Genomic DNA, 21,320 nt, shown 5'->3' on the forward strand with positions numbered 1-21,320 from the left:
CCGTCACCATGTCGGCCTGGGTCGTACCACAGGTAGAAACCACCACCGTCGGCAAGTCTTTGGGGCGGAAACAGGGCCCGCGCGCAACACACCCGGTTGCGCACGGTGCAATCGTTACTTCAGCACCCCGGTCGCGTACAACACGACGAAAGGTCCGAGGATCAGCACGACGGAGCCGAGCACGCAGAGCACACCCATACCAACGACGTTCCAGCTGGACTGGAAGGTGTATTGGCTTGACGAGGCGATGACCTGCTTGGTGAGTTGATACTTCTCTGCCACCTGCCTGGCGATGACCATGTACGCCACGGTGAAGGGAACACCAGACATCTTTTGCGGAAGGATTGGCAGGACCACCCACAGTGCCACGACAAGCACGGCGCCGAGTATCAGGGTCATGCGTGCTTCGGACTTCTTTCCAAGCGCCGCGAAGTTTCGATACAGGAAATAGATAAGCCCGACCGGGCCACCCAGGAATGCCCCGGCAGACGCCTGCGTGGGCGAGTAGAGAGCGATCGTGGGTGATGCAGCTTCTTTCAGTCCCGCCGGCGAAGCGATATACGTCTGGTCCGACATTCTTCCCCCTGCAATGCTTGGCTATCTGATGGACGGCCCGTCGGGCCCAATGACATGCCCCCTCCGGGATGCCACCGTACCAACCCGGCTGCCAGGCCCGGGCATCGCACTTTATCTGCTTTCCCGGAAACGAAGCTCATCCCGGAAATAGCCGACTCGGTGGCGTCGGTGGTCCCGGTCTGTCGCATGCCGTTGGCGATGCCGGCTAGGGGTGCGTCGCGCGACGTGGTGCACCTGCAACGTTCGAGGAGACCAACCCAAGTCCTCGCCAGAAATCCGGCGGATAGGAAAGTTCTGGTTGGCCTACCCAACCTCGCACGATGTCCAGCTCATAGCCGTTGTCGACGCGCTTGTATTCCACCGAGTTGAGTGCCAAGACGTCCCATTTTCCGATGAAGGTGAGACCGCTCAGTGACTCGGGGTAATACCCATGGCGTGCTTTATAAAGCTCGACAAGCGCGACAGCTGTCTTGAAATTCTGATCGCCAAACTGAGCGTCAGCTTCTCTCTTCAGGGCACAACCGGACCCCAGGAGCAGCGCAACGGCCAAGACTGCGGATACCAACACGCGAGAGGTCATGCAGGCGCCTGATGTCCTGGTGGCGTGATGCTCATCGCCGCGGCGGGCGATGAGCCTAGCGTCGCGCCAAAAACATTGGCGCCCGTCAATCACGCAGGTTGCGCAGTCATCTTCGGGTTGGAACCAAAGCGGTTTTCGCCGGAGGTTCCTTCCGTGCACGCAAAAACGAGATTGACGAACGGAACAATGATCCACCACCCACTATGGTCAGTGTCATGCATGCGTCGCACGCCCACTGCAATGCTGGGGATCAGGACTGCCAATTGGTAAATATTGACCAGCAGGTTCGGCCCTGATCGTGAACCAGCCAGCCCCGAGATGAAGCCAAGGGCGAAGCAGATGATCATGTTGAACAACACGAACATCCAGTATTCCTTGCGGCGGGCACGACCATTGAACTCGGCGTACTTCTTGAGTACTCCCAGATACCATTCCATGTGTTTCCATCCCCTGTTGAATGTGTGGCCATGGACCTCCAAGGCAGAGGCCCGGCCAATCCAGTATGCATGGATCGGATTTTTGTGCGCAAGTTGCGACACACCACCGGATCGTTCCACACGAAGATCCAGCACGAAGTGTGCGCCCCGCGTCGACGGCAGACATATCTCACGCAGACAGGAACAAGTCGCTGCCGATCGTTGATGCTACTCGCGGAGATCGATACGTCGCTTCGTGGCCGCATCCTCGAACACGGCCTGGTCCAATCGCCATTGGCCCATCGTTTCCGCCGCCATGACATACACCGTGCCCTTGCCCTTGGGACCCTCGGCACTGAAAGCGAGGCTGGCCTTTCCATCGGGCCCTGATATCTGGATGCTTCCCATGGGAATCCCCGTCTTGATCGGCGCGCCAAGCACTTGGGTTGCCCCGGGACTGACTTGCAACTCGCCGACGGCGAGCTTGTAGGCGTCGGAGTTCTTCATGGTGCTCGCAACGGTCCAGAAAGTGCCGCCAAACAGGAGGACGAACAGAACCGGAACGACAGCTCCCCACATGGCCCACTTTCGTTGCGCGACCTTGAAGTCTTCGACGCTTTCCCAGTGCTTGTTTTGCCAGGCCCAGGCACTGCCCTTGACCCCGAGCACGAACCACATCACGAGATTGACGAGGGGCACGAACATGAGAAAGGCGATGAAGGTGCTATTGCCTATGCCCCAGATCCAGGTAAGGAGAAAGGCACCCCAGTTCCAGCGATCAATCTCGGCTGGCACGATCGCCCTGGAACCACCCCCGGATGTGTTTTCCATCGTTCCCGTCATGTTTTCCCCCTGGAGCCGTCACGGCGATACAAACTAAACGCGTACTCGCGATGCCTGCTCGCAGTATGCATGTGGCCCCATGCGCGATCCATGGGCCGCGCCTTGCTTGCCCACATGCGCCGGTCCTGCAACCGTGCCTGGGCGCCAGGCTGGCTTGCGCCCGGAAGGCCTGCTCGATGTGCAGGCGGCCAGGCAATCCGCGTACGCCGAGGCTGAATAGCGGACTTCTCGCCGTGGCCGGACTAAACTCGGGAGCGGCCAGCCCGGGGATCCAGCACATCCCCTCGAAGCACCGGCGTGGCTGTCGCCAGACGGAGCCGTGCCATGGATGCCCGGCCGACCACGCCGCAGCTGGCTGGACGCGGAACCGCTTGTCGGTCGCTATCCATGCTGAAGGACATCAACGAGAAGCTGTTGCGTCCGCCATGTTCCGGACGCGGCATGACAGGACAGGCAATGATCAACAACGACGTACTGCGCAGCGTGCGCTACATGCTCGATCTCAGCGACATCAAGGTAGTCGAGATCACCAAGCTCGCCGATGCCGAATTCCCGATCGAGAAGTCGGACGTGCAGGCCTTCCTGAAGAAGGAAGACGACGAAGGCTACGTCGAGTGCAGCAATCGGGTGCTGGCGCACTTTCTCGACGGGCTGGTCTTCCACTATCGCGGCAAGGACGAAAGCCTGCCGCCACGACCGGTGGAGAAGCGCATCACCAACAACGTCGTGCTGAAGAAGCTTCGCGTCGCCTTCCAGTTGAAGGATGTCGACATGCACCAGGCTTTCGAGGACGCCGGCTTCCCGATCTCCAAGCCCGAATTGACCGCACTGTTTCGCCAGCCCGGCCACAAGAATTTCCGCCTTTGCGGCGACCAGGCGCTGCGCAACTTCCTCAAGGGCCTGACCCTGCGCGTGCGCGCCAACGACTAAACGCACGGGGCGTGCCCGCCTGCCAGGGCGGGCACGCTCGCTTCATGCTTGCATCACTGCAGGGCCGCGCCCGCCCTGCCACCTGGCGCGCGCGGTTGCCTCATGCCACTCAGGGCGACTTGGCGGACTGCAACTGTTCGACGATGGCAAGCGACTTGCTGACATGGTCCTGCGGATGCAGGTGGTCCGCTTCCGAGGAGAACACCGCCGCGATCTTGCCGTCGCGACCGATGACGAAGGTCGTGCGCGAAATGAAGCCGTGGTCGATGACCGCGCCACGCACGTCGGTCGCATTGGGCTCGGCCGCCGACATCTTCAGGTCGTAGGAAGCGGCGATCTTGCCTTCGGGGTCGGACGCTACCGGAAATTTGCCGGCGCAGTAGTTCGGGTCAGCCGAGAAGGCGTTGAGTCGCTGGATGCTGTCGGCCGACACGCCGATGATCGTCGCGCCGGCAGCGGTGAACTTCGCCGCTTCCGTGGCGAAGGCATGCGCTTCGATATCGCAGCCACCGGTATAGGCGGAAGGAAAGAAGTACACGATCACGGGTCCGCTCTTGAGCGCCTTGGCCAGCGTGATGGTGGTGGCTTTGCCGGCCTGGCTGGCCTGGGCGGTGAAGTCGGGTGCGGTGGCGCCCTGGCTGATCGCAGCGGACGCGGAAGTCGCCATTGCCATCGCGGCGATCAAGGCACCGGTTGCCAGCGAGCGATTAACAAGTTTGTTCATGAGCAGTAACCCTCGTCATACCAATGAAAGAGACAGTGCGGAAAACCTTGTTCGCCCCGCCACCCGGACTCGCGATGAAACGCCAGCCACCGACGGCGGATGCCCAGGCGACGGACTGCAGGCCGCCTGGAGCGCCTGCCATCGGTCGGGCGTCGTGGCGCCCGTATCGCAGGCAATGATGAGGCACTGGAGCGATGGCGTCGACGTCGGTCTGGGCTGCAGGAGGATCTGGGGTGGGTGCTCGCGCTGCGAGCAAAGGTTGCGTCCGGGAGCCACCTGGGCCGCCGCTGCCGATAACCTGCCCGGTCGCCCGCAAGTCCTTGCGCTGGCATGGCGGCGGGCGGCCGTAGCGGCATTCAGCAGGAAAGCGACCTCAGCAAGATGACCAACTGGACGATGCGGACCGACACGAACAGATAGGCGATGCCCAGTGCAATCTGCATCAACCGATGCGATGGCAGGCGTGCCAGCCTGCGCAGTCCATCGATAAAGTTCAGCACGACGAGAATGCAGCCCACGCCGGCGACCACGTAGCCGGCATACAAGGGGTTGTGCAAGCCGATGAGGTCGGTGGTATCGACCCGCTTCGCCGTTTCCAGCCCAGCCGTGATGATGATCGTTGCCACCACCACATTCCTGGCGTGGTCGAAGATGGCCCGCAGGCCGCCGCGATCAAACAGCGCTTGCATCGGTGAACCCGAGTCGCTCGCCATGAAGCATCTCCCGGCCTGGACAAGATCCGCAATCCGCCCTGCCCGCCCCGCATAGGAAGCGCGCGGATCGAGCATGCCGCCGGTCCGCCCCGGCAGCAAGGCCTGTTTTCATCCTGGGGTTGCATGTCGGCCATGTCGGCGGCCGGCGATCAGCCCGACCAGTGCGCGAGGCGAACGGCCCACTCGATCCTGGTGCCCGACATGTTCTGGCTCATTCGACTCTGGCGCGGAAATGAAAACACTCGATGCCGAAGCCCTCGCGGAAGTAGAACCGGTGGGCCTGCTCGCGGGTGACGCGGGAAACCAGCTGCAGTTCCGTGCAACCCAGTGCCTTCGCCTCCTCCTTCAGCCTGGCGATCAGTTGCGCACCGTAGCCGCGCGAACGCGACTGCTCGTCGGCGACGAGATCGTCGATATACATGAGCCGTCCGCAATAGAGCATGTTCATGATGCGATACGTCGCAACTGCCCTGACTACGCCTCCGTCCGCCAGCGCAAGCAGCCTCAGCCCGTCGCTGGCCATCAGCCCGCGGATGAGCGCGCCGTACTGCGGCCGCTCGAGATGGGGGCGCAGTTGCTGCATGACGTCGAAGGTCGCTGCAATCTGCTCGTCGGTGTCGGCGTGAAAGAGTTGCGTCGTCACGATGGATGCTGCCTCCTGATCCCGTTTCCCGATGCGCCAGCCGGTCTTCTTCCTCGCGCAACCGGCCGTGCACGCTGATGACTGCAGCGTAGCGGACGCGGGGCGGCGGTGAATACGCGCATCGGCGCGCAGATGCGGGCACTCAGCTGCCGAGGCGTTCCGTCACCAGGTCCAGCCACGCGCGCAGGCGGCCAAGTTGCCGCAGGTCGCGGTGATAGCCAAGCCAGGTGTCGCGCGATGGCGGATCCTCGCCGAGGTCGATGCGTGCCAGTCCCTTCGTCGCGTCACCCAGCGGCCGCGGCAGCACGGCAACGCCCACACCAAGGGCGCACGCCCTCGCCTGGACGTCGCGCGCGTTGCTGCGCAACGCCACCTGCGCCCGCGGCAATATGCGCTGCAGCCACGCCACATCCGGCATGTCGCCGAAGGCCACGTCCATGATGACCAGGCCGGTGCCGATGCCGTCGCCAACCTGCGGAGGCCTGGCGCCTTTCTTCGCGTAAAGGCCATACGGCATGCGCAGCAGCCGGCGCGACACCACGTCCGGCTCGTCGAAGGGGCGAATGCGGAAGGCCATGTCGGCTTCGCGTCGCGAGAGACTGAGGAAACGCGTATCGGTCATCAACTCCACGATGACCTGCGGATGAGCACGCGAGAACTCGGCGATGACAGGCGTGAGCATGTGCGCGGCAAACCAGTCCGAGGATGTCATCCGCAACACGCCTTCGAGTTGCTGTTGCTGGCCGGCCAGCGCGCGCTGGAATGCCAGCGCTTCTTCTTCCATCTGCTCCGCGTGCCGGCGCACGGCGGCGCCTTCATCGGTGAGCACGAAGCCCTCGCTGGTGCGCTGGAACAGCCGCTGTCCCACGGACTCTTCCAGCGCACGCAGGCGCCGCCCCATGGTCGGCTGGCTCTGGCCCAGCTTCCTGGCCGCGCCGCCCAGCGTGCCTTCACGGGCGATCGCCAGGAACACGCGCAGGTCGCTCCATTCCATCGCCGCCATGCCGTCACCTTTCCGCGCCAGCGGTCCCGAATACCACTCCATGCATTTTTGCATGGAACTTCTGCATTTTCTTTCATTTTCATGCGATTAGGTTTGGCGTAGCGTGGCTTTCAGTCCCGCTTCCCAGGAATACCCATGTCCCCGACCCCCACCATGAGTGCCGCCGTACTGGAGAGCCACGGCGCTCCCTTCGGCTACACCACGGTGGCGCGTCCAGTTGCAGCACCCGGCCAGTTGCTCGTGCGCATCAAGGCAAGCGCCGTCAATCCGCTGGACCTGAAGATCCGCGCCGGCCAGGCCAGCCACGCCCGGCACCCGCTGCCGGCCATCCTGGGCCTCGACCTCGCCGGCGTCGTCGAGGAAGTCGGCCCCGGCGTCACGGGCTTCGACGTGGGTGACGAGGTGTTCGGCATGACCGGCGGCGTCGGCGGCGTGCAGGGTTCGCTGGCCGAATACGCCGCCGTCGATGCATCACTCGTCGCCCGCAAGCCCTCGCACTTCAGCATGCGCGAAGCGGCCTCGCTGCCGCTGGCGTTCATCACCGCGTGGGAAGGACTGGTGGACCGCGCGGGGGTTCGCGCCGGCGACACCGTGCTGGTGCAGGGCGGCGCCGGTGGCGTGGGCCAGGCCGCGATCCAGCTGGCCCGCGCCTTCGGTGCGCGCGTGTTCGCCACCAGCTCGGCCGGCAAGGCGGCGGACATCGCAGGACTTGGCGCCACGCCGATCGATTACCAGGCCATCGCGGTGGAGGACTATGTCGCCGCGCACACCGACGGACGCGGCTTCGACATCGTCTACGACACCGCCGGCGGCGCCAGCCTCGACGCATCGTTCAAGGCGGTGAAGCGCTTCGGCCATGTGGTCAGCGCGCTGGGCTGGGGCACGCATGCGCTCGCGCCGCTGTCGTTCCGCGCCGCCTCGTACTCGGGCGTGTTCACCTTGCTTCCGCTGCTGACCGGCGAAGGCAAGGCGCACCATCGCGAGATCCTGCGCAAGGTTGCCGCGCTGGCCGAGTCGGGCCAGATCACGCCGAACATCGACGCGCGACGCTTCGACCTGACGACGGTTGGCGAAGCACACGCATGGCTGGAGCACCGGCAGGCGCAGGGCAAGGTGGTCATCGACGTCGGCGGTGAGCCGCCCGCCCCCGACAGCGCGCCATGATGCCGCAGCGACCTGCGCCGGCTCGTCATGAACGGGGCGCCGGGCGATGGCATAATGCGCGCCTCGGCTGCACTGGCAGCACTCGTCAGGCGCAGCGGCGCTGCGCCTTCCCCGGACGAGTCCGGCAGCGGCCCTGGCCGCTGCCCCGCTTGCAGCACCCTGTTCTCTGACGACGGTAACCGGCAATGGTGGCATTGGCGACGGAGCACGTGATCGACGTGCACCACTGGAACGACAGTCTCTTCAGCTTCCGCACGACGCGCGACCCCGGCTTCCGTTTCGACAGCGGCCAGTTCGTGATGATCGGACTGGAAGTGGACGGGCGTCCGCTGATGCGCGCGTATTCGATCGCCAGCGCGAACTACGAGGAACACCTGGAGTTCTTCAGCATCAAGGTGCCCAACGGCCCGCTGACCTCGCGCCTGCAGCACCTGAAGCCCGGCGATCCGCTGATCGTCAGCCGCAAGCCGACCGGTACCCTGGTGCTCAACGACCTGCGGCCGGGCAAGCATCTCTACCTGCTCGGCACCGGCACGGGACTGGCGCCGTTCCTGAGCCTGGCGCGCGACCCGGAAACCTACGAGCGCTACGACAAGATCGTCATCGCCCACGGTGTGCGCAACGTCAACGACCTGGCCTATGCGCACCACCTCGAGCACGAGTTGCCGCAGCACGAATACCTCGGCGAACTGGTGCGCGAGAAGCTCGTCTACTACCCCTCGGTGACGCGCGAGCCGTTCCGCCACCGCGGGCGCATCACCGATGCCATCGTGGACGGCGTCATGGGCGGGGCCATCGGCCTGCCGCCGCTCGATCCGGCGGTTGATCGCGTCATGCTGTGCGGCAGCCCGTCGATGCTGGACGATACCTGCGCCCTGCTCGATGGCCGCGGCTTCCAGGTATCGCCGCGCACGCGCGAGCCGGGCGATTACGTGATCGAGCGGGCCTTCGTCGAGAAGTGAGCGGCAACACGCGCGCTCAGTCGCGCACGCGCCCCTGCCCTTCATTGTCCCAGTAGCCGAAGATGCGCCGCGCGACGAACTTGTAGAGGCGCTTGCCGGTGGCGCGCCACAAGCGCGCATGCGGCGCAGGCGTGTCGAGGATGGCGCGCTGGCGTGCACTCAGTGCCTCGGGGCAATACGTGCGCTTGTGCTTGAGCAGGTGACGCACGTCCTCGCGCGCCAGCAGGCGGAACAGCGGACCGCGGCGACCGCGCGTCCACGCGATCTGGAAATCCACCAGCGCGGGCCGGCCATCCGTGCGCACCAGCCAGTTCGGTTCCTTGGCCAGATCGTTGTGGACGATGCCGCGGCGATGCAGCCGCGCCAGCAGGCGCAGCGCATCGCGGTAGTAGGCGCGATCGCGCGGTTGCGCCTGCTGCATCGGCGCACCGGCAATGTAGCCACGCAACAGTTCGCGTCCGTCCCAGCCGAGCAGGGCCGGCACGCCGTCGGTGCCGGCGAGCCTGGCCAGCGCGCGCGCCTCGCGGGCGGCGGCGCTGCGCGCGAACGCCCGCGCCCACCAGCGCGCCGCGCGGATGTCCCGACGGATCACCCGCACGCCATCGCGTTCGGCAATTTCGATGCGGCCAAGCTCGTCGGCCTTGAGCAGCGTGTTGTGCGAGTTGTCCACGGTGTTTCCGCAAGCCGGCGCCATGCGCCGCGGCTGGCGATATTGTGGCCCATCAGGCGACGAACCGCCGACTCTGCCGCCCCGTCGTTCATCGCAGGCTGCACGCAGCCGATATGCTGGCCCCGGCCATCCGAGGGAACGCCATGCTGGAATTTGCGCTCTATCTGCTCGCTGCCGTGCTGATCGTGGGAGGACTGGCCGGCACCATCCTGCCCACCCTGCCCGGCATCCCGATGATCTTCGGCGGCATCTGGCTCGTCGCCGCGCTGGATGGCTATCGCCACCTGGGCCTGTGGTGGCTGCTGGCCATCGGCGCGCTGGGCACGCTCGGCGTGATCGTCGACCTGGTCGCCGGCACGCTCGGCGCGAAGCGGGTTGGCGCCAGCAAGCTCGCGCTATGGGGCGCCGGGTTCGGCACCCTGGTCGGCATGTTCTTCGGCGTGGCGGGCCTGCTGCTCGGGCCGTTCGCGGGGGCACTGGCGGGCGAGCTGGCCTCTGGCACCAGCGTGCTGCGCTCGGCCCACGTCGGCGTGGCGACCTGGCTGGGCCTGCTGTTCGGCGCCCTGGTCAAGCTGGTCATCTCGTTCATGATGATCGGCCTGTTCGCCCTGGGCATGCTGGCGGGCTGAGAACCCGGTCGGCCCACCGCGACCTTCGGCACATGGCGCTCGCCGCCGCACGCCTTATAGGCTCGGCGGACCATCATCTGGGGAACGCCTCATGTCCAAACGCCTTGCACTCGCCCTGGCGGTATCGCTGGTCGCCGCCGGATCGGCCCATGCCGCCACGAAGCCACCCTCCTGGATCGAGCGCAGCAACACCGACGCCAAGGTGCTGCTCGACGTGCTGGCGCGCTTCAATCCCGAGTTTGCCTCGCAGATTGGCGTACCCGGCTTCGACGACAAGGTGGTCGACCTCAAGCCCGACGTCGATGTACGCATGCGCGCCGCACTGAGTGACGCCAAGGGCAAGCTGGAGAAGATGCTGGCAGGCGAGAAGGACGACAACGTCCGCCAGGACCTGCAGATCATGATCAAGGCCGTCGACCGGCAGATCGAGGGCATCGACCTCAATCACAAATACATGCTGCCCTACCAGGACGTGGGCCAGACCGTCTTCCAGGGCGAATTCGCGCTGCTGAAGGACGACGTGGACGCCAAGCGCCGCCCGTCCGCGGTCAAGCGCCTGGAATGCTACGTGGGCAAGGCGCCGGGCTGCACGCCCATCACCGAACTGGCCAAGGCGCAGACCACGGCGCGCCTGGGCGAGAAGGACCTGATCGGCCCGTACAAGAACGAAGTCGAGCAGAAGCTTTCCAACACGTCGCGCTACGCGCAGGGCATCCGCCAGCTGTTTGGCAAGTACAAGCTCGACACGCCCGAGGGCAAGGCCGCGCTCGATGCGCTGGACAGCCAGCTCAAGGACTATGACGCCTGGGTGCGCACCACCATCGTGCCGCGCCAGCGCGAGGACTTCCGCCTGCCCGAACCGCTCTACGCGTACAACCTCAAGCAGGTCGGCATCGACATTCCGCCGCAGGAGCTGATCAAGCAGGCGCAGCTGGAATTCGTCGAGCTGCGCTCGATGATGCAGATGCTGGCCCCGGTGGTGGCCAAGGCCGAGAACATCCCGTCCAACGACTATCGCGATGTGCTCAAGGCGCTCAAGCAACAGCAGCTCGGCAAGGACGACGTGGTGCCGTGGTACCACGAGATCATCGGCAAGATCGAAGACACTATCCGCCGCGAGCACATCATCACGCTGCCGCAGCGCAAGATGCAGATGCGCCTGGCCTCGGAGGCCGAGACTGCGGCCGTGCCCGCACCGCACATGGACCCGCCGCCCTTCATCAACAACCACGGCGAACAGGGTACCTTCGTGCTGACCATGGGCAACCCGGGCAACGGCAAGTCCGAGTCGTACGACGACTTCACCTACAAGGCCGCCGCCTGGACGCTCACCTCGCATGAGGGCCGCCCTGGCCACGAACTGCAGTTCGCGGCGATGGTGGAACGCGGCGTCTCGCTGGCCCGCAGCCTGTTCGCCTTCAACAGCGTCAACGTGGAAGGCTGGGCGCTGTACGCGGAATCGGAAATGCTGCCGTACGAACCGCCGGCAGGCCAGTTCGTGGCCTTGCAGGCGCGCCTGCAGCGTGCCGCCCGCGCCTATCTCGACCCGATGCTCAACCTGGGCCTGATCAGCAAGGAACGCGCGCACGACGTGTTGCACAACGACGTGGGCCTGTCCGAAGCGATGACCCAGCAGGAGCTGGACCGCTACACCTTCAACAGCCCGGGCCAGGCAACCGCGTACTTCTACGGTTACATGCGCCTGCAGCAGACCCGCCTGAACACCGAGCTCGCGCTGGGCAAGGACTTCAATCGCCAGGCCTTCAACGACTTCGTGATCGGCCAGGGCCTGCTGCCACCCGAGCAGCTCGCCGAAGCGGTGCGCACGCAGTTCATTCCATCCCAGAAGAAGAAATAATGATCCACGCCTGACGGGGCGCCCGCCTCCCGTCAGTCATCAAGGCCGCGCCTTCGGGCGCGGCCTCTTTTTTGGCGTGGCGGAAGCCGCTTCGGCGCTGCGCGACAGCCATTGCGCCAACCGTGCCGTGTCACGACAGAGCCACGGCGGCACGATGATGTAACCGCGACTCGGTGGCCCGCCCGGCTTGTGCTGGAAACGCACGGCACCTTCGCAGGCGAGCAGCTCGTCCTGGTCGATGGCGGCCAGCTTCAGCGCCAGGCCCTGCGCGGAGAGCCACGCGCACGGCTTCTCGCCGATATAGGCCATCAAGCCGCCGAACATCGGTTTGACGCGCAGGTCGTGCGGCCGCCCCAGGTGCGTGGCGGCGTCTTCGAGATCGCGGCGCAGCGCTTCGAGCCCGGCGTTCACACCGGCGCGTCGGGAATCACGTAGAACAGCACGGCGAGGTAATGCAGCACGCTGCCGGCCAGCACGAAGCAATGCCATACCGAGTGGTGGTACGGCAGCTTGCGCCACAGGTAGAACGGCACGCCCAGCGTGTAGGCCACGCCACCGGCGATCAGCAGCGCCATGCCGCCCGTCTGCAAATGCTCGCTCAGCGGCTTGAACGCGATCAGGCCGACCCAGCCCATGCCCACGTACATCAGCACGGCCAGCTTGCGATACTTCTTGAGCAGTCCCAGTTCAAGCGCGCTGCCCATCAGCGCCAGCGCCCAGATGATGCCGAACAGGCTCCAGCCCCAGGCACCCGGCAAGGCAATCAGCGTGAACGGCGTATAGGTGCCGGCGATCAGCAGGAAGATCGCGATGTGGTCGAGCGTGCGCAACACGCGCTTGGCCAGCACGCCGGGAATGGAGTGGTAGAGCGTCGAGGCCGTGTAGCAGAGGATCAGCGTGGTGCCGAAGATGGCACTGGCCACCACGGCCCGCGTATCGCCATACAGCGCAGCAAAAGCAACCAGCGTCGCCAGGCCGACGATGCTGAGCAGGATGCCGATGCCATGGATGACGGAACTGGCGAGCTCATCGCCAAAGGCATAGTGGGGGACAGTCGTGCCGGAAGTGGCGGACATGGGCAGTCCTCATCGGGGTAAGACGCAACGTACAGGAGCGTACGTGCCCCGCCACCTTAGCCGGCCCGCCCTCGAATGCAAGCCGAGCATGGGCCTGAAAGTCCGCGCGCGTGCCCCACGTCACTCGATGATGAACGCGCCGAACGCCACGCCCAGGTCCCAGCCCTTGCCCGTGCCGCTGAGCGCCAGCGAGACATTGCCCTTGGTCATCACGCGCGCACCGGCCGATTTCGCCGCACCCGCATGCGCACCGGCATCGGCGTAATGGCCCTTGATCTCGCTGATGCTGCTGACGCCGGAGAACTTGCCCACGCCGTTGTCGATCTCGCTCTTGCCGAAGGTCAGGCCGCCACCTTTCACGCGGATTTTCACATTCAGGCTTTGACCGTTGTTGCAGCGAACCGTGCCGCTGCCTTCGGCGGTCTGGTAGAACACCGACCAGCCCGCGAGGCGGAAATTCATCTTGCACTCGATGTCGCCCGCATGTGCCGGCGACGCCATCCAGCCCGCCCATGCCAGCGCTGCCGCGCCCAGGATCTTCCCCATCGTCATGGCCGTGTCTCCTCAGGATCGGATCGGTTCTGGAACAGGCGACGATGCTGGCAGTATCCGCCATCAGATGCGTGAATCGCCTCTTCACCCGGGCTGTACGCCAACCCAAGCCAGGCGCGACGAGAATAATCGGAGCGGGCGTCCCCTCTCTCTCCCCCGACGCCCGACTTAGCGCCCCGCCTCCCTGTGCGGGGCTTTTTTTGCGCCGGTCGCCGCCATCCGGCCAAATGGCGGCGGATGGACTACACCCGCATCGTCGGCAGGTTCTAAGCTGGACGCGGGCCAGGAATCGGGAGAACTGTGCGATGTCCACCATCGACCTACTGTTGCATCTGGATCACCTCGACCTGACGGTGGCCGCGCCACGTGCCGCCCTCGCCCTGGCGCGCCGGCTCGAAGCCCGCCTGGATGCCTTGTACGTGGCCGACCTGCCGGCCACCGCCTTCAGCCTGCCGGAAGCGGTGCCTGTCCAGCTCGAAGAGACCCAGCGTCGGGTGGCCGAAGCGCAGACCCAAGCGCCTGCCTGGCAACAGGCGCTGGCCGCGCATGGACTGGCCGGCACCTGGCGGGTGACCCAGGGCGATACGGCGCAGACGGTCAGCCAGGCGGCTTCCGGCTATGACTTCCTGATCATGGAACGCAGCCAGGCGCGCAGCGATGCACCGGTGGGCTTCGGCTCCGTATCGCGCTGCGTCTTCGCCAGCGGTCGCCCGGTGCTGGTGGTCCCCGACATCGCGCCGGTCGCGAGCATCGGCGCGAAGATCCTGGTGGCATGGAACGGTAGCCGCGAATCGGCGCTGGCGCTGGCCGCCGCGATACCGGTGCTGCGCAAGGCGGACGAGGTGCTGGTGCTCGACGGCAGCGAGATGAACGCCGAAATGCTGCCCGTGCTGCCGCCGCCGGGTTTGTCCGACTGGCTGCAGCGCCACAGTATCCAGGCCAGGATCGAAACGTTCGGCACCGGCCCCAGCCACGCGGCCGGCCCTGCCGTGCAGGCGGCGGCGCATCAGTTCGGCGCCGACCTGATCGTGATGGGTGCATGGAGCCGCTCGCGGCTGGCGCAGATGGTGCTGGGCGGCACGACCCGCCACCTGTTCATGCATGGCGATGTGCCGATGTTGGTGGCGCACTGAAAAAACCCCTGGCGCGGAAGCACCGGCCACTCCACCCAGAATAGCCTTCCATACGGCCACTTGCGCAAGTCTTTTTGACGGTCCTAGGCTGGAATCGCCACCGCACGATCCCACTGCGTCCCCACGCAGCGTCGCGGAGGCCATCCCAACATCGAACCGTCAGGAGGTCGCTCATGTCGTCCGCTAGCCTGGCCGTACCCCGTCATGCCCATCCCGACAGCCGGCGCATCGCCGCGCTGAGTGCCGCCATCGCCGTGAACCTCATCGCCCTGGTCGCCGCGATGCGGCCGATGGCGCCGCAGTGGATCGAGCAGGTCCGGCACCTGGCCGAAACCCAGGTCCGCCTGATCACGCCGCCGCCCAAACCGGTCGAACCGCCGGTGCTCGACCTCAAGCCCCTGCCCCGCACCGCACCGCAGCTGCGCGTGCAGCCCCGGACGGTGGCGCCTCCCGTCACCGACAGCAGCGAGGACAGCCCGATGGCGGTGGCGCCGGTGGAGCCCACCATCGCACCCACTACGGAGGCTCCGGCAAGCATCGGCACGGAACCGGTGGAAGCGACCCTGGCTTATCGCGCCGTGCCCCTGAAGTATCCGCCGCAGGCCCTGCACGCACGCATGCAGGGCACCGTCCTGCTCAAGGTGCTGGTGGATGAGAACGGCGTGCCGCAGGAGGTGGCGGTCGAGCACAGCAGCGGTTACCCGGTGCTGGATCGCAGCGCGCGCGAACAGGTGCTGCGTGGCTGGAAGTTCCAGCCGGCAACCGTGCAGGGCAGGACGGTGCGTGCGTGGGCGCGTGTCCCGGTCAGCTTCGACCTGAACCAGCTTTGATGGCGAACGGTTCGCCATCCGCCTGAGTCAAGGGAAGGCCCGGCCTGCGATCCACGCCAGGCCGGGCCACTCCACGGCAAGCGCTAACTCAGTGCGCCGACACCGGCGCCGGCGCGGCGGGCTTGCGGGTGGCGCGTGCGATGGCCCACACCACCGCAACCAACAGCAACACCGGCAGGCACAACGGCAACAGCGCCAGCGCCACGATCGGCGCCACCACCAACAGCACGACCCCGCCCAACAGCAGGCCGAGCGTCGCGCTGACCAACCCGAACAGGCCGCCGATCAAGGCAAATGTCAGCTTGAACACGGTGCCGACCAGGACGGCCGCCACCCAGAACAAGGCCAGCAGCATCAGGAGCACGGTAATCGCGATCATGACGTTTCTCCTTCCCGTATGACGGGGCGCCCGCCATGTCGTGCGGGCGGTCGAGGCCTGCTTCAAGGCCCTCGTGCAAATCATGTTGCGCCTTTGCAACGCTGTTCGCATGTCGCGGAAGTCATGCGCCCGACGCGCCTCGGCAGGCCGCCGGGTTACGGGACTTTAACGATACGCATGGTCCACTGCGGCCCGGTTTCCGTCGAGTCGTATCGCATGGCCAGACACATGCAACACCTCAAGACGCTGCGTGATATTGCGTTTGACTACGGGGTCGGCGCGCACCCCGACCTGGCATCGATGGCCCGGGACCTAAGCCGTCTCGTCCACCAGAACCGGCAGGCGCTGGGTGCCGACCTGGCCGACCTGCGCACGCACGCCAGCGGTTTCGAGCGCTGGCTGGTCGCCCGGCAGGTCAAGCCCGGCATCAGCGTGCTGGTCGCCGCCTGGCCGGCCAACCATGCCACGCCGGTTCACGACCACGGCGGACTGTGGGGCCTGGAACTCGCCTTGCACGGCGCGCTGGAAGTGGAGTCGTGGGAGCGCGACAGCCGCGGCCAGGCGCTGCGAATGCATGGCCGCGACTGGCTGGGCCCCGGCGATGCCAGCTGGCTCGATGCCGACGATCATTACGCGCGCCGCTGCCGCAACCTTTCACGCCACGACACCGCGCTGACGCTTCACGTCTATGGCGGTGATCTGGCACAGTACGTTGCATACGAACGAGCCGGTGAATCCGGCCCGTGGCTCGCCAAGCCGCAGCGTAGCGCCATCGCTGGCCACCTGTACGCCTGAGTCGCACAAGGCAATCATTCAAGGGAGTGGCATGTATCGACGGGTCGCCATCATCGGTGGCGGTGCTGCAGCGGCGGCACTGCTGAGCGAACTGCTGGAGCGCCAGCCGTCGCAGCCGTTGCATCTGGACTGGTATACCGGCGGTGGCACGCCGGCCCGTGGCGTGGCCTATGGCACGCGGTCGGACAAGCACCTGCTGAATGTGCGCGCGGCATCGATGAGCATGTTCGCCGGCAAGCCGCGCGGCTTCCTCGATTTCGCCCAGCGCGGCGACCACACCATCGCGGGCACGGATTTCCTGCCGCGTCGCCTCTATGGCGATTACCTGGAAGCGGAAGTGAAGCGCGCGCTGGACCATGCCGCCAGCGCGGGGCATGACGTGCGCGTGCTGCCGTTCGCGGTGGACTCGGTGGTGCCGGAGAACGATGGCGTCACCATCATCCACGGCGAGGAAAGCAGTCGCGTCGATGCGGCGGTGCTTGCGATCGGCTCGCTGCCACCGCAACCGCTGGGCGGCGTCAGCGAGGCGGCGCTCGCCAGCGGCCGCTATGTCACCGAGCCGTGGAGCTTCCTGGCCTCGGTGAAACCGGACCCGCGCCCGCGCAAGGTCGTGCTGGTCGGCCTGGGCCTGACCGCGGTGGACGTCCTGCTGGAACTGTCGGCGCAATGGCCGAACGCGGAATTCGTCGCCGTGTCGCGGCACGGCCTGCTGCCTGAGCCGCACATGGAAACCGCGTCCGCACCCGTGGACGACGGCAGCGAACTGATCGAGTCGATGCGCGACGCGCCGGACATCCGCACCTGGATGCGCCTGCTGCGCGAAGCGGCCGCGCACAGCAGCGACTGGCGCACGGTGATCGACAGCCTGCGGCCACACACACCGCTGTTGTGGCGCCTGCTGCCGGAGCCCGAACGCGCCCGCTTCCTGCGCCATGCCCGCTGGGCGTGGGAACGCGTGCGCCATCGCATGCCGCCGCAGGTGATGGCGTCGATGCAGGCGATGGAGCGCGCGGGAAAGCTGCACCGCCGCCGCGGCCGCCTGCAGGGCGTGGAGGTGGCAGGCGACAAGTTGCACCTCGAACTTCGCGCAACACATGGCGAGGCCCTGCACGTGATGGACGCCGACCTGGTGATCCAGACCGTGGGCCTCAATACCGACGTGCGCCGCACCAGCCATCGCCTGATCCGCCAGTTGGCGACCAACGGCCATGTAACGCCCGACCCGCTGGGGCTGGGCTGCCGCGCCACCACGGATGGCCATCTGCAACACGACGGCCGGGCGTGGCCGCATTTCTACGCCATCGGCACGCTGCTGCGCGGCACGCTGTGGGAGTCCACGGCGATGCCGGAAATCCGCCAGCAGGCCCGCCAGCTGGCCGATCGCATCATCGGCACCTGATCGACCCGCCAGGGGCCGCATGGCCCCCGGCATCCATCACTCAGGCAAAGCCACTGAGCACCAGCTTGCCGATCGTCGTTGCGCTTTCCAGCTGCGCGTGGGCCTTGCGCAGCGAGGCCGCGTCGATCGCACCGAGGTTTTCGCGCAAGGTGCTGCGCAGCACGCCCGCGTCGACCAGATCGGCCACCTCGTTGAGCAACTGGTGCTGCGCCTGCATGTCGTCGGTCTGGTAGAGCGAGCGCGTGTACATGAATTCCCAGTGCAACGACAGGCTCTTGGGTTTGAGCAGCTTCACGTCCAGTGGCGTGGCAGGGTCGTCGATCAGGCCGAGCCTGCCTTGCGGCTTGAGCAGCTCCACCAGCGCAGGAAAGTGCTGCTCGGTATGCGTGAGGCTGAGCACGCAGTCGACGCCCTGCGGCGACACGGCCCTCACCTGCGCCACCAGGTCGCCGCGATGGTCGACTACGTGATGCGCGCCCATCTCCCTGACCCAGGCGCGGCTGTCGTCGCGTGACGCGCTGCCGATCACCGTGACGTTGGTCAGCCGTCGCGCCAGCTGGATGGCCATCGACCCCACGCCGCCGGCGCCGCCCATCACCAGCACCACGCCACTGCGCGCGGAGCTGCCGCGCGGCACGCCCAGGCGGTCGAACAGCAGCTCCCATGCGGTGATGGTCGTCAGCGGAAGCGCCGCAGCCTGCGCGAAATCCAGCGTGGCCGGCTTGCGCCCCACGATGCGCTCGTCCACCAGTTGCAGTTCGGCATTGCTGCCGGGGCGGTCGATGGCACCGGCGTAGTAGACCCGATCGCCCGGCTTGAACAGGCTCACCTCCTCGCCCACTGCCACCACGGTGCCCGCCGCGTCCCAGCCAAGCACCTTGTCCGCGCCTTGTGGATCGACGCGCTGGCGGATCTTGGTATCGACCGGATTGACCGAGATGGCCTCGACCTTCACCAGCAGGTCGCGCCCGTGCGCCTGTGGCGCCGGCAACTCGACATCCAGCAGGCTCTGCGGATCGGCAAGGGGCAGGAGGTGTCGATAGGCAACGGCTTTCATGGTGCGCTCCGGGACGAAAGGGAAAGCTCGGGGAAGGATTCTGCGCCGGCCAAGGTCATCAAACAGTGGCGTGGCCATCGCCGGCGTGCAGGCGAGCGGACGCGGATGCTCAGGCACCCACGGCACAGGCAGCCGTGGACGCGCTGACGCGGCGGCGTTCCAGCGCCGCGCTCGAAAGCGTGGCGATGAGCCCCAGCAAGGCCACCGCCGCGCCGGCCATGCTCACGAACGGCAGGCCAAGACCGGCGTCGATCACCACCCCGCCGATGAAGGCGCCGATGGCATTGCCCAGGTTGAACGCCGCGATGTTCAGCGTCGATGCCAGGTGCGGGCCGTCAGCCGCTTGCTGCACCACGCGCATCTGCAGCGGCGGCACGGTCGCGAACGCAAACACGCCCCACACGAACACGGTGACGATGGCGGCGACGGTGCTGTGCATGGTCCAGGCAAACGCCAGCATCACCAGCGACAGCACCACCAGCACGCCTGCCAGCGACGGCATCAGGCGCCAGTCGGCCAGGCGCCCGCCGAGCATGTTGCCGATGGTGGTGCCGGCGCCAAACAGCACCAGCACCCAGCCGGTGGCGCCGACGCTTACGTGAGCCTGCTGTTGCAGGATCGGCGCGATGTAGGTGAACACGGTGAATACGCCGCCGAATCCCAGCACGGTCATCGCCAGCGCCAGCAGCACCTGCGGCTGGCGCAGCACCACCAGTTCGCGGCGCAGGTTCGGCGCCGGCAAGTCGGGCAAGGCCGGCACCAGTCGCCACACCGCGATGGCCGCCAGCACACCCAGCACGGTGACGGCGCCAAAGGTCGCACGCCATCCGGCCCACTGGCCGAGGAAGGTACCGAATGGCACGCCCAGCACGTTGGCCAGCGTCAGCCCGGTGAACATCAGCGCGATGGCACTTGCCGCCTGCTCGCGCGGCACCAGGTGCGAGGCCACCACGGCGCCGATGCCGAAGAACGAGCCATGGCAGAACGCCGCCACCACCCGCGCCACCATCAACAGGCCGTAGCCTGGTGCGATGGCGCACAGCGCATTGCCGAGGATGAACAGGCCAAGCAGCAGCAAGAGCGCATGGCGCCGTTCCATGCGCGCGGTGAGCGCGGCGAGGATCGGCGCGCCCGCGGCCACGCCCAGCGCATAGCCCGACACCAGCAGGCCGGCCGAGGAAATGCTCACATGCAGGTCGCTGGCCACTTCCGGCAGCAGGCCCATGATCACGAATTCGGTGGTGCCAATCGCAAAAGCCGCCACGGCCAGGGCAAACAGCGCCAGTCGCGACGATGCCGCATGGGCGGCGGACGGGAGGCGACCGGCGGCCTCCAGGGGGGTTGGGGAGTTCATGCAGGCAGTCCGGGGAGCGAGGCCCGCCACTGTGCGCCTTGTCGCCGACCCCGTGAATTGAGCAAACTAGAGACGCATCCTTTCCAAAAAGTTGAAGATGGTCGACTTCGAGGACATGCGGCTGTTCGTCCGTGCCGTCACCGATGGCAGCCTTTCGGCGGCCGGGCGGGAGCTTGGGCTGTCCCCGGCGGCCGCCAGCAAGCGCATGAACCGGCTGGAGCAGGCGCTGGGCGTGCGACTGCTGCAGCGCAGTTCGCGCCGCCTCACCCTGACCGAGGAAGGCAGCATCTACTACGAGCGCTGCCTGGCCATCATCGCCGACGTCGACGACGCCAATGCCGCCGTGGGGCTGGGGCAGCTGGAGGTACGCGGGCAGTTGCACGTGACCGCCTCGGTCGACATGGGACGCCAGTACATCGGCCTCATCGCCGCCGGCTTCGCCGCGCAGCACCCCCAGCTCAAGCTGCGCCTGACCCATTCGGACGCGATGCTCGACCTGTTCGAGCACGGCGTCGACGTGGCCGTGCGCAGCGGCACCATGACCGATTCGCGCCTGGTATCGCGCTTGCTCGCCCTCAACTTCCGCGTGGTCTGCGCCGCGCCGTCCTACCTGGCACGCCGCGGCCGCCCCGCCAGCGCCGATGACCTGGCAGGCCATGACTGCCTGATGCTGCATCGGCCCGGCCAGGCCATCCTGCCGTGGATCCTGCAGACGCCCGAGGGCCCGCGCACGCTGCGCATCGACCCCAGCATCACCTGCAGCGACGGCGACCTGATGCGTGCCCTGGCCGTGGCCGGGCATGGCCTGGCCTTCAAGTCGGCCTGGGATATCGCCGCCGATGTGCGCGAAGGTCGGCTGGTACCGCTGCTGGCGGACGTGATCCTGCCCGAGGCGAACATCTTCGCGATCTATCCCAGCCGCTGCTACCTGCCTGCACGCATCCGCCTGTTCGTGGATCATCTGCAGCAGGCGTTGCAGCAACGCGAGCGCGAGGTACTCGATACCGTGCGCAACGCAATGACCTGATCAACGA

25 protein-coding genes are annotated in these 21,320 nt (G+C 66.5%); 10 read left to right on the forward strand and 15 right to left on the reverse strand.

Features of this window, described 5'->3' with window-relative positions; genetic code table 11:
• Positions 1-114 precede the first annotated feature (114 nt).
• From ACXU4B_RS09765 to ACXU4B_RS09780, 4 genes are all read right to left on the reverse strand, one after another.
• The gene (locus tag ACXU4B_RS09765; RefSeq protein ID WP_131410002.1) at positions 115-576 is read right to left on the reverse strand and encodes a hypothetical protein; all 462 of its coding nucleotides are present in this window, start codon (positions 574-576) and stop codon (positions 115-117) included.
• A gap of 205 nt (positions 577-781) precedes the next feature.
• Complete coding sequence (locus ACXU4B_RS09770) at positions 782-1,156, reverse strand: hypothetical protein (RefSeq protein WP_131410004.1); 375 nt, start codon at positions 1,154-1,156, stop codon at positions 782-784.
• 89 nt (positions 1,157-1,245) lie between these two features.
• On the reverse strand, positions 1,246-1,593 hold the full coding sequence (locus ACXU4B_RS09775; protein ID WP_131410006.1) for a DUF805 domain-containing protein: 348 nt from the start codon (positions 1,591-1,593) through the stop codon (positions 1,246-1,248).
• Between the two features lie 207 nt (positions 1,594-1,800).
• The gene (locus ACXU4B_RS09780) at positions 1,801-2,415 is read right to left on the reverse strand and encodes a cytochrome c oxidase assembly factor Coa1 family protein (protein WP_240734062.1); all 615 of its coding nucleotides are present in this window, start codon (positions 2,413-2,415) and stop codon (positions 1,801-1,803) included.
• 456 nt (positions 2,416-2,871) lie between these two features.
• Here ACXU4B_RS09780 and ACXU4B_RS09785 point away from each other — a divergent pair, with 456 nt between their 5' ends.
• Positions 2,872-3,345 (forward strand): YehS family protein, encoded by a 474-nt coding sequence (locus ACXU4B_RS09785; RefSeq protein ID WP_131410008.1) that lies wholly within the window; start codon positions 2,872-2,874, stop codon positions 3,343-3,345.
• A 109-nt stretch (positions 3,346-3,454) separates the two neighbouring features.
• Here ACXU4B_RS09785 and ACXU4B_RS09790 read toward each other — a convergent pair whose 3' ends face one another.
• The 4 genes from ACXU4B_RS09790 to ACXU4B_RS09805 form a co-directional block, all read right to left on the reverse strand.
• The gene (locus ACXU4B_RS09790) at positions 3,455-4,069 is read right to left on the reverse strand and encodes a peroxiredoxin (RefSeq protein WP_131410010.1); all 615 of its coding nucleotides are present in this window, start codon (positions 4,067-4,069) and stop codon (positions 3,455-3,457) included.
• Between the two features lie 356 nt (positions 4,070-4,425).
• Positions 4,426-4,857, reverse strand: a complete 432-nt coding sequence (locus tag ACXU4B_RS09795) for a hypothetical protein (RefSeq protein ID WP_131410012.1) — start codon at positions 4,855-4,857, stop codon at positions 4,426-4,428.
• Between the two features lie 136 nt (positions 4,858-4,993).
• Complete coding sequence (locus ACXU4B_RS09800) at positions 4,994-5,425, reverse strand: GNAT family N-acetyltransferase (protein ID WP_240734063.1); 432 nt, start codon at positions 5,423-5,425, stop codon at positions 4,994-4,996.
• Positions 5,426-5,567: 142 nt separating this feature from the next.
• Positions 5,568-6,482 carry a LysR family transcriptional regulator gene (locus tag ACXU4B_RS09805; protein ID WP_240734064.1) on the reverse strand — a complete coding sequence of 305 codons (915 nt, stop codon included), beginning with the start codon at positions 6,480-6,482 and terminating at the stop codon, positions 5,568-5,570.
• An 81-nt stretch (positions 6,483-6,563) separates the two neighbouring features.
• Here ACXU4B_RS09805 and ACXU4B_RS09810 point away from each other — a divergent pair, with 81 nt between their 5' ends.
• Both ACXU4B_RS09810 and ACXU4B_RS09815 read left to right on the forward strand, forming a co-directional pair.
• Positions 6,564-7,592: a zinc-dependent alcohol dehydrogenase family protein gene (locus ACXU4B_RS09810; protein ID WP_131410014.1), complete on the forward strand. Its 1,029-nt coding sequence runs from the start codon at positions 6,564-6,566 to the stop codon at positions 7,590-7,592.
• A 185-nt stretch (positions 7,593-7,777) separates the two neighbouring features.
• On the forward strand, positions 7,778-8,554 hold the full coding sequence (locus ACXU4B_RS09815) for a ferredoxin--NADP reductase (protein ID WP_131410016.1): 777 nt from the start codon (positions 7,778-7,780) through the stop codon (positions 8,552-8,554).
• 16 nt (positions 8,555-8,570) lie between these two features.
• On the opposite strand, the gene ACXU4B_RS09820 is transcribed toward ACXU4B_RS09815, so the two are convergent.
• Positions 8,571-9,248, reverse strand: coding sequence for an RIO1 family regulatory kinase/ATPase domain-containing protein (locus ACXU4B_RS09820; protein ID WP_131410018.1), 678 nt, complete (start codon positions 9,246-9,248; stop codon positions 8,571-8,573).
• A gap of 122 nt (positions 9,249-9,370) precedes the next feature.
• Between ACXU4B_RS09820 and ACXU4B_RS09825 the strand changes: the two genes are divergently transcribed.
• Together ACXU4B_RS09825 and ACXU4B_RS09830 are read left to right on the forward strand one after the other, a co-directional pair.
• A complete protein-coding gene (locus ACXU4B_RS09825; protein WP_131410528.1) occupies positions 9,371-9,853 on the forward strand; it encodes a DUF456 domain-containing protein in 483 nt (160 codons plus the stop codon).
• A 91-nt stretch (positions 9,854-9,944) separates the two neighbouring features.
• Entirely contained in the window at positions 9,945-11,711 is a 1,767-nt protein-coding gene (locus ACXU4B_RS09830; RefSeq protein ID WP_131410020.1) for a DUF885 domain-containing protein, read from the forward strand.
• Between the two features lie 39 nt (positions 11,712-11,750).
• Here the strand turns inward: ACXU4B_RS09830 and ACXU4B_RS09835 are convergent, their stop codons facing one another.
• From ACXU4B_RS09835 to ACXU4B_RS09845, 3 genes are all read right to left on the reverse strand, one after another.
• Positions 11,751-12,122: a TfoX/Sxy family protein gene (locus ACXU4B_RS09835; RefSeq protein ID WP_240734066.1), complete on the reverse strand. Its 372-nt coding sequence runs from the start codon at positions 12,120-12,122 to the stop codon at positions 11,751-11,753.
• Positions 12,119-12,787, reverse strand: coding sequence for a PAQR family membrane homeostasis protein TrhA (gene trhA, locus ACXU4B_RS09840; RefSeq protein WP_131410024.1), 669 nt, complete (start codon positions 12,785-12,787; stop codon positions 12,119-12,121). Before trhA ends, ACXU4B_RS09835 begins: the two co-directional genes overlap by 4 nt.
• 120 nt (positions 12,788-12,907) lie before the next feature.
• Positions 12,908-13,339 carry a hypothetical protein gene (locus ACXU4B_RS09845; protein WP_205746546.1) on the reverse strand — a complete coding sequence of 144 codons (432 nt, stop codon included), beginning with the start codon at positions 13,337-13,339 and terminating at the stop codon, positions 12,908-12,910.
• A gap of 305 nt (positions 13,340-13,644) precedes the next feature.
• On the opposite strand from ACXU4B_RS09845, the gene ACXU4B_RS09850 reads away from it, so the two are divergent.
• The gene (locus ACXU4B_RS09850; protein ID WP_165583178.1) at positions 13,645-14,472 is read left to right on the forward strand and encodes a universal stress protein; all 828 of its coding nucleotides are present in this window, start codon (positions 13,645-13,647) and stop codon (positions 14,470-14,472) included.
• 173 nt (positions 14,473-14,645) lie between these two features.
• Complete coding sequence (locus tag ACXU4B_RS09855) at positions 14,646-15,302, forward strand: energy transducer TonB (protein ID WP_131410028.1); 657 nt, start codon at positions 14,646-14,648, stop codon at positions 15,300-15,302.
• A gap of 88 nt (positions 15,303-15,390) precedes the next feature.
• On the opposite strand, the gene ACXU4B_RS09860 is transcribed toward ACXU4B_RS09855, so the two are convergent.
• Entirely contained in the window at positions 15,391-15,681 is a 291-nt protein-coding gene (locus ACXU4B_RS09860) for a hypothetical protein (RefSeq protein WP_131410030.1), read from the reverse strand.
• A 228-nt stretch (positions 15,682-15,909) separates the two neighbouring features.
• Between ACXU4B_RS09860 and ACXU4B_RS09865 the strand changes: the two genes are divergently transcribed.
• The gene (locus ACXU4B_RS09865) at positions 15,910-16,476 is read left to right on the forward strand and encodes a cysteine dioxygenase (protein ID WP_240734067.1); all 567 of its coding nucleotides are present in this window, start codon (positions 15,910-15,912) and stop codon (positions 16,474-16,476) included.
• A 31-nt stretch (positions 16,477-16,507) separates the two neighbouring features.
• Positions 16,508-17,875, forward strand: a complete 1,368-nt coding sequence (locus ACXU4B_RS09870; RefSeq protein WP_131410034.1) for an FAD/NAD(P)-binding protein — start codon at positions 16,508-16,510, stop codon at positions 17,873-17,875.
• Positions 17,876-17,915: 40 nt separating this feature from the next.
• Here ACXU4B_RS09870 and ACXU4B_RS09875 read toward each other — a convergent pair whose 3' ends face one another.
• Complete coding sequence (locus tag ACXU4B_RS09875) at positions 17,916-18,932, reverse strand: zinc-binding alcohol dehydrogenase family protein (protein ID WP_131410036.1); 1,017 nt, start codon at positions 18,930-18,932, stop codon at positions 17,916-17,918.
• A 109-nt stretch (positions 18,933-19,041) separates the two neighbouring features.
• Positions 19,042-20,286 (reverse strand): MFS transporter, encoded by a 1,245-nt coding sequence (locus ACXU4B_RS09880; protein WP_131410038.1) that lies wholly within the window; start codon positions 20,284-20,286, stop codon positions 19,042-19,044.
• Between the two features lie 97 nt (positions 20,287-20,383).
• Between ACXU4B_RS09880 and ACXU4B_RS09885 the strand changes: the two genes are divergently transcribed.
• Complete coding sequence (locus tag ACXU4B_RS09885; protein WP_131410040.1) at positions 20,384-21,313, forward strand: LysR family transcriptional regulator; 930 nt, start codon at positions 20,384-20,386, stop codon at positions 21,311-21,313.
• Positions 21,314-21,320: the final 7 nt, after the last annotated feature.

The sequence above is a fragment of the Dyella soli genome (assembly GCF_054482295.1).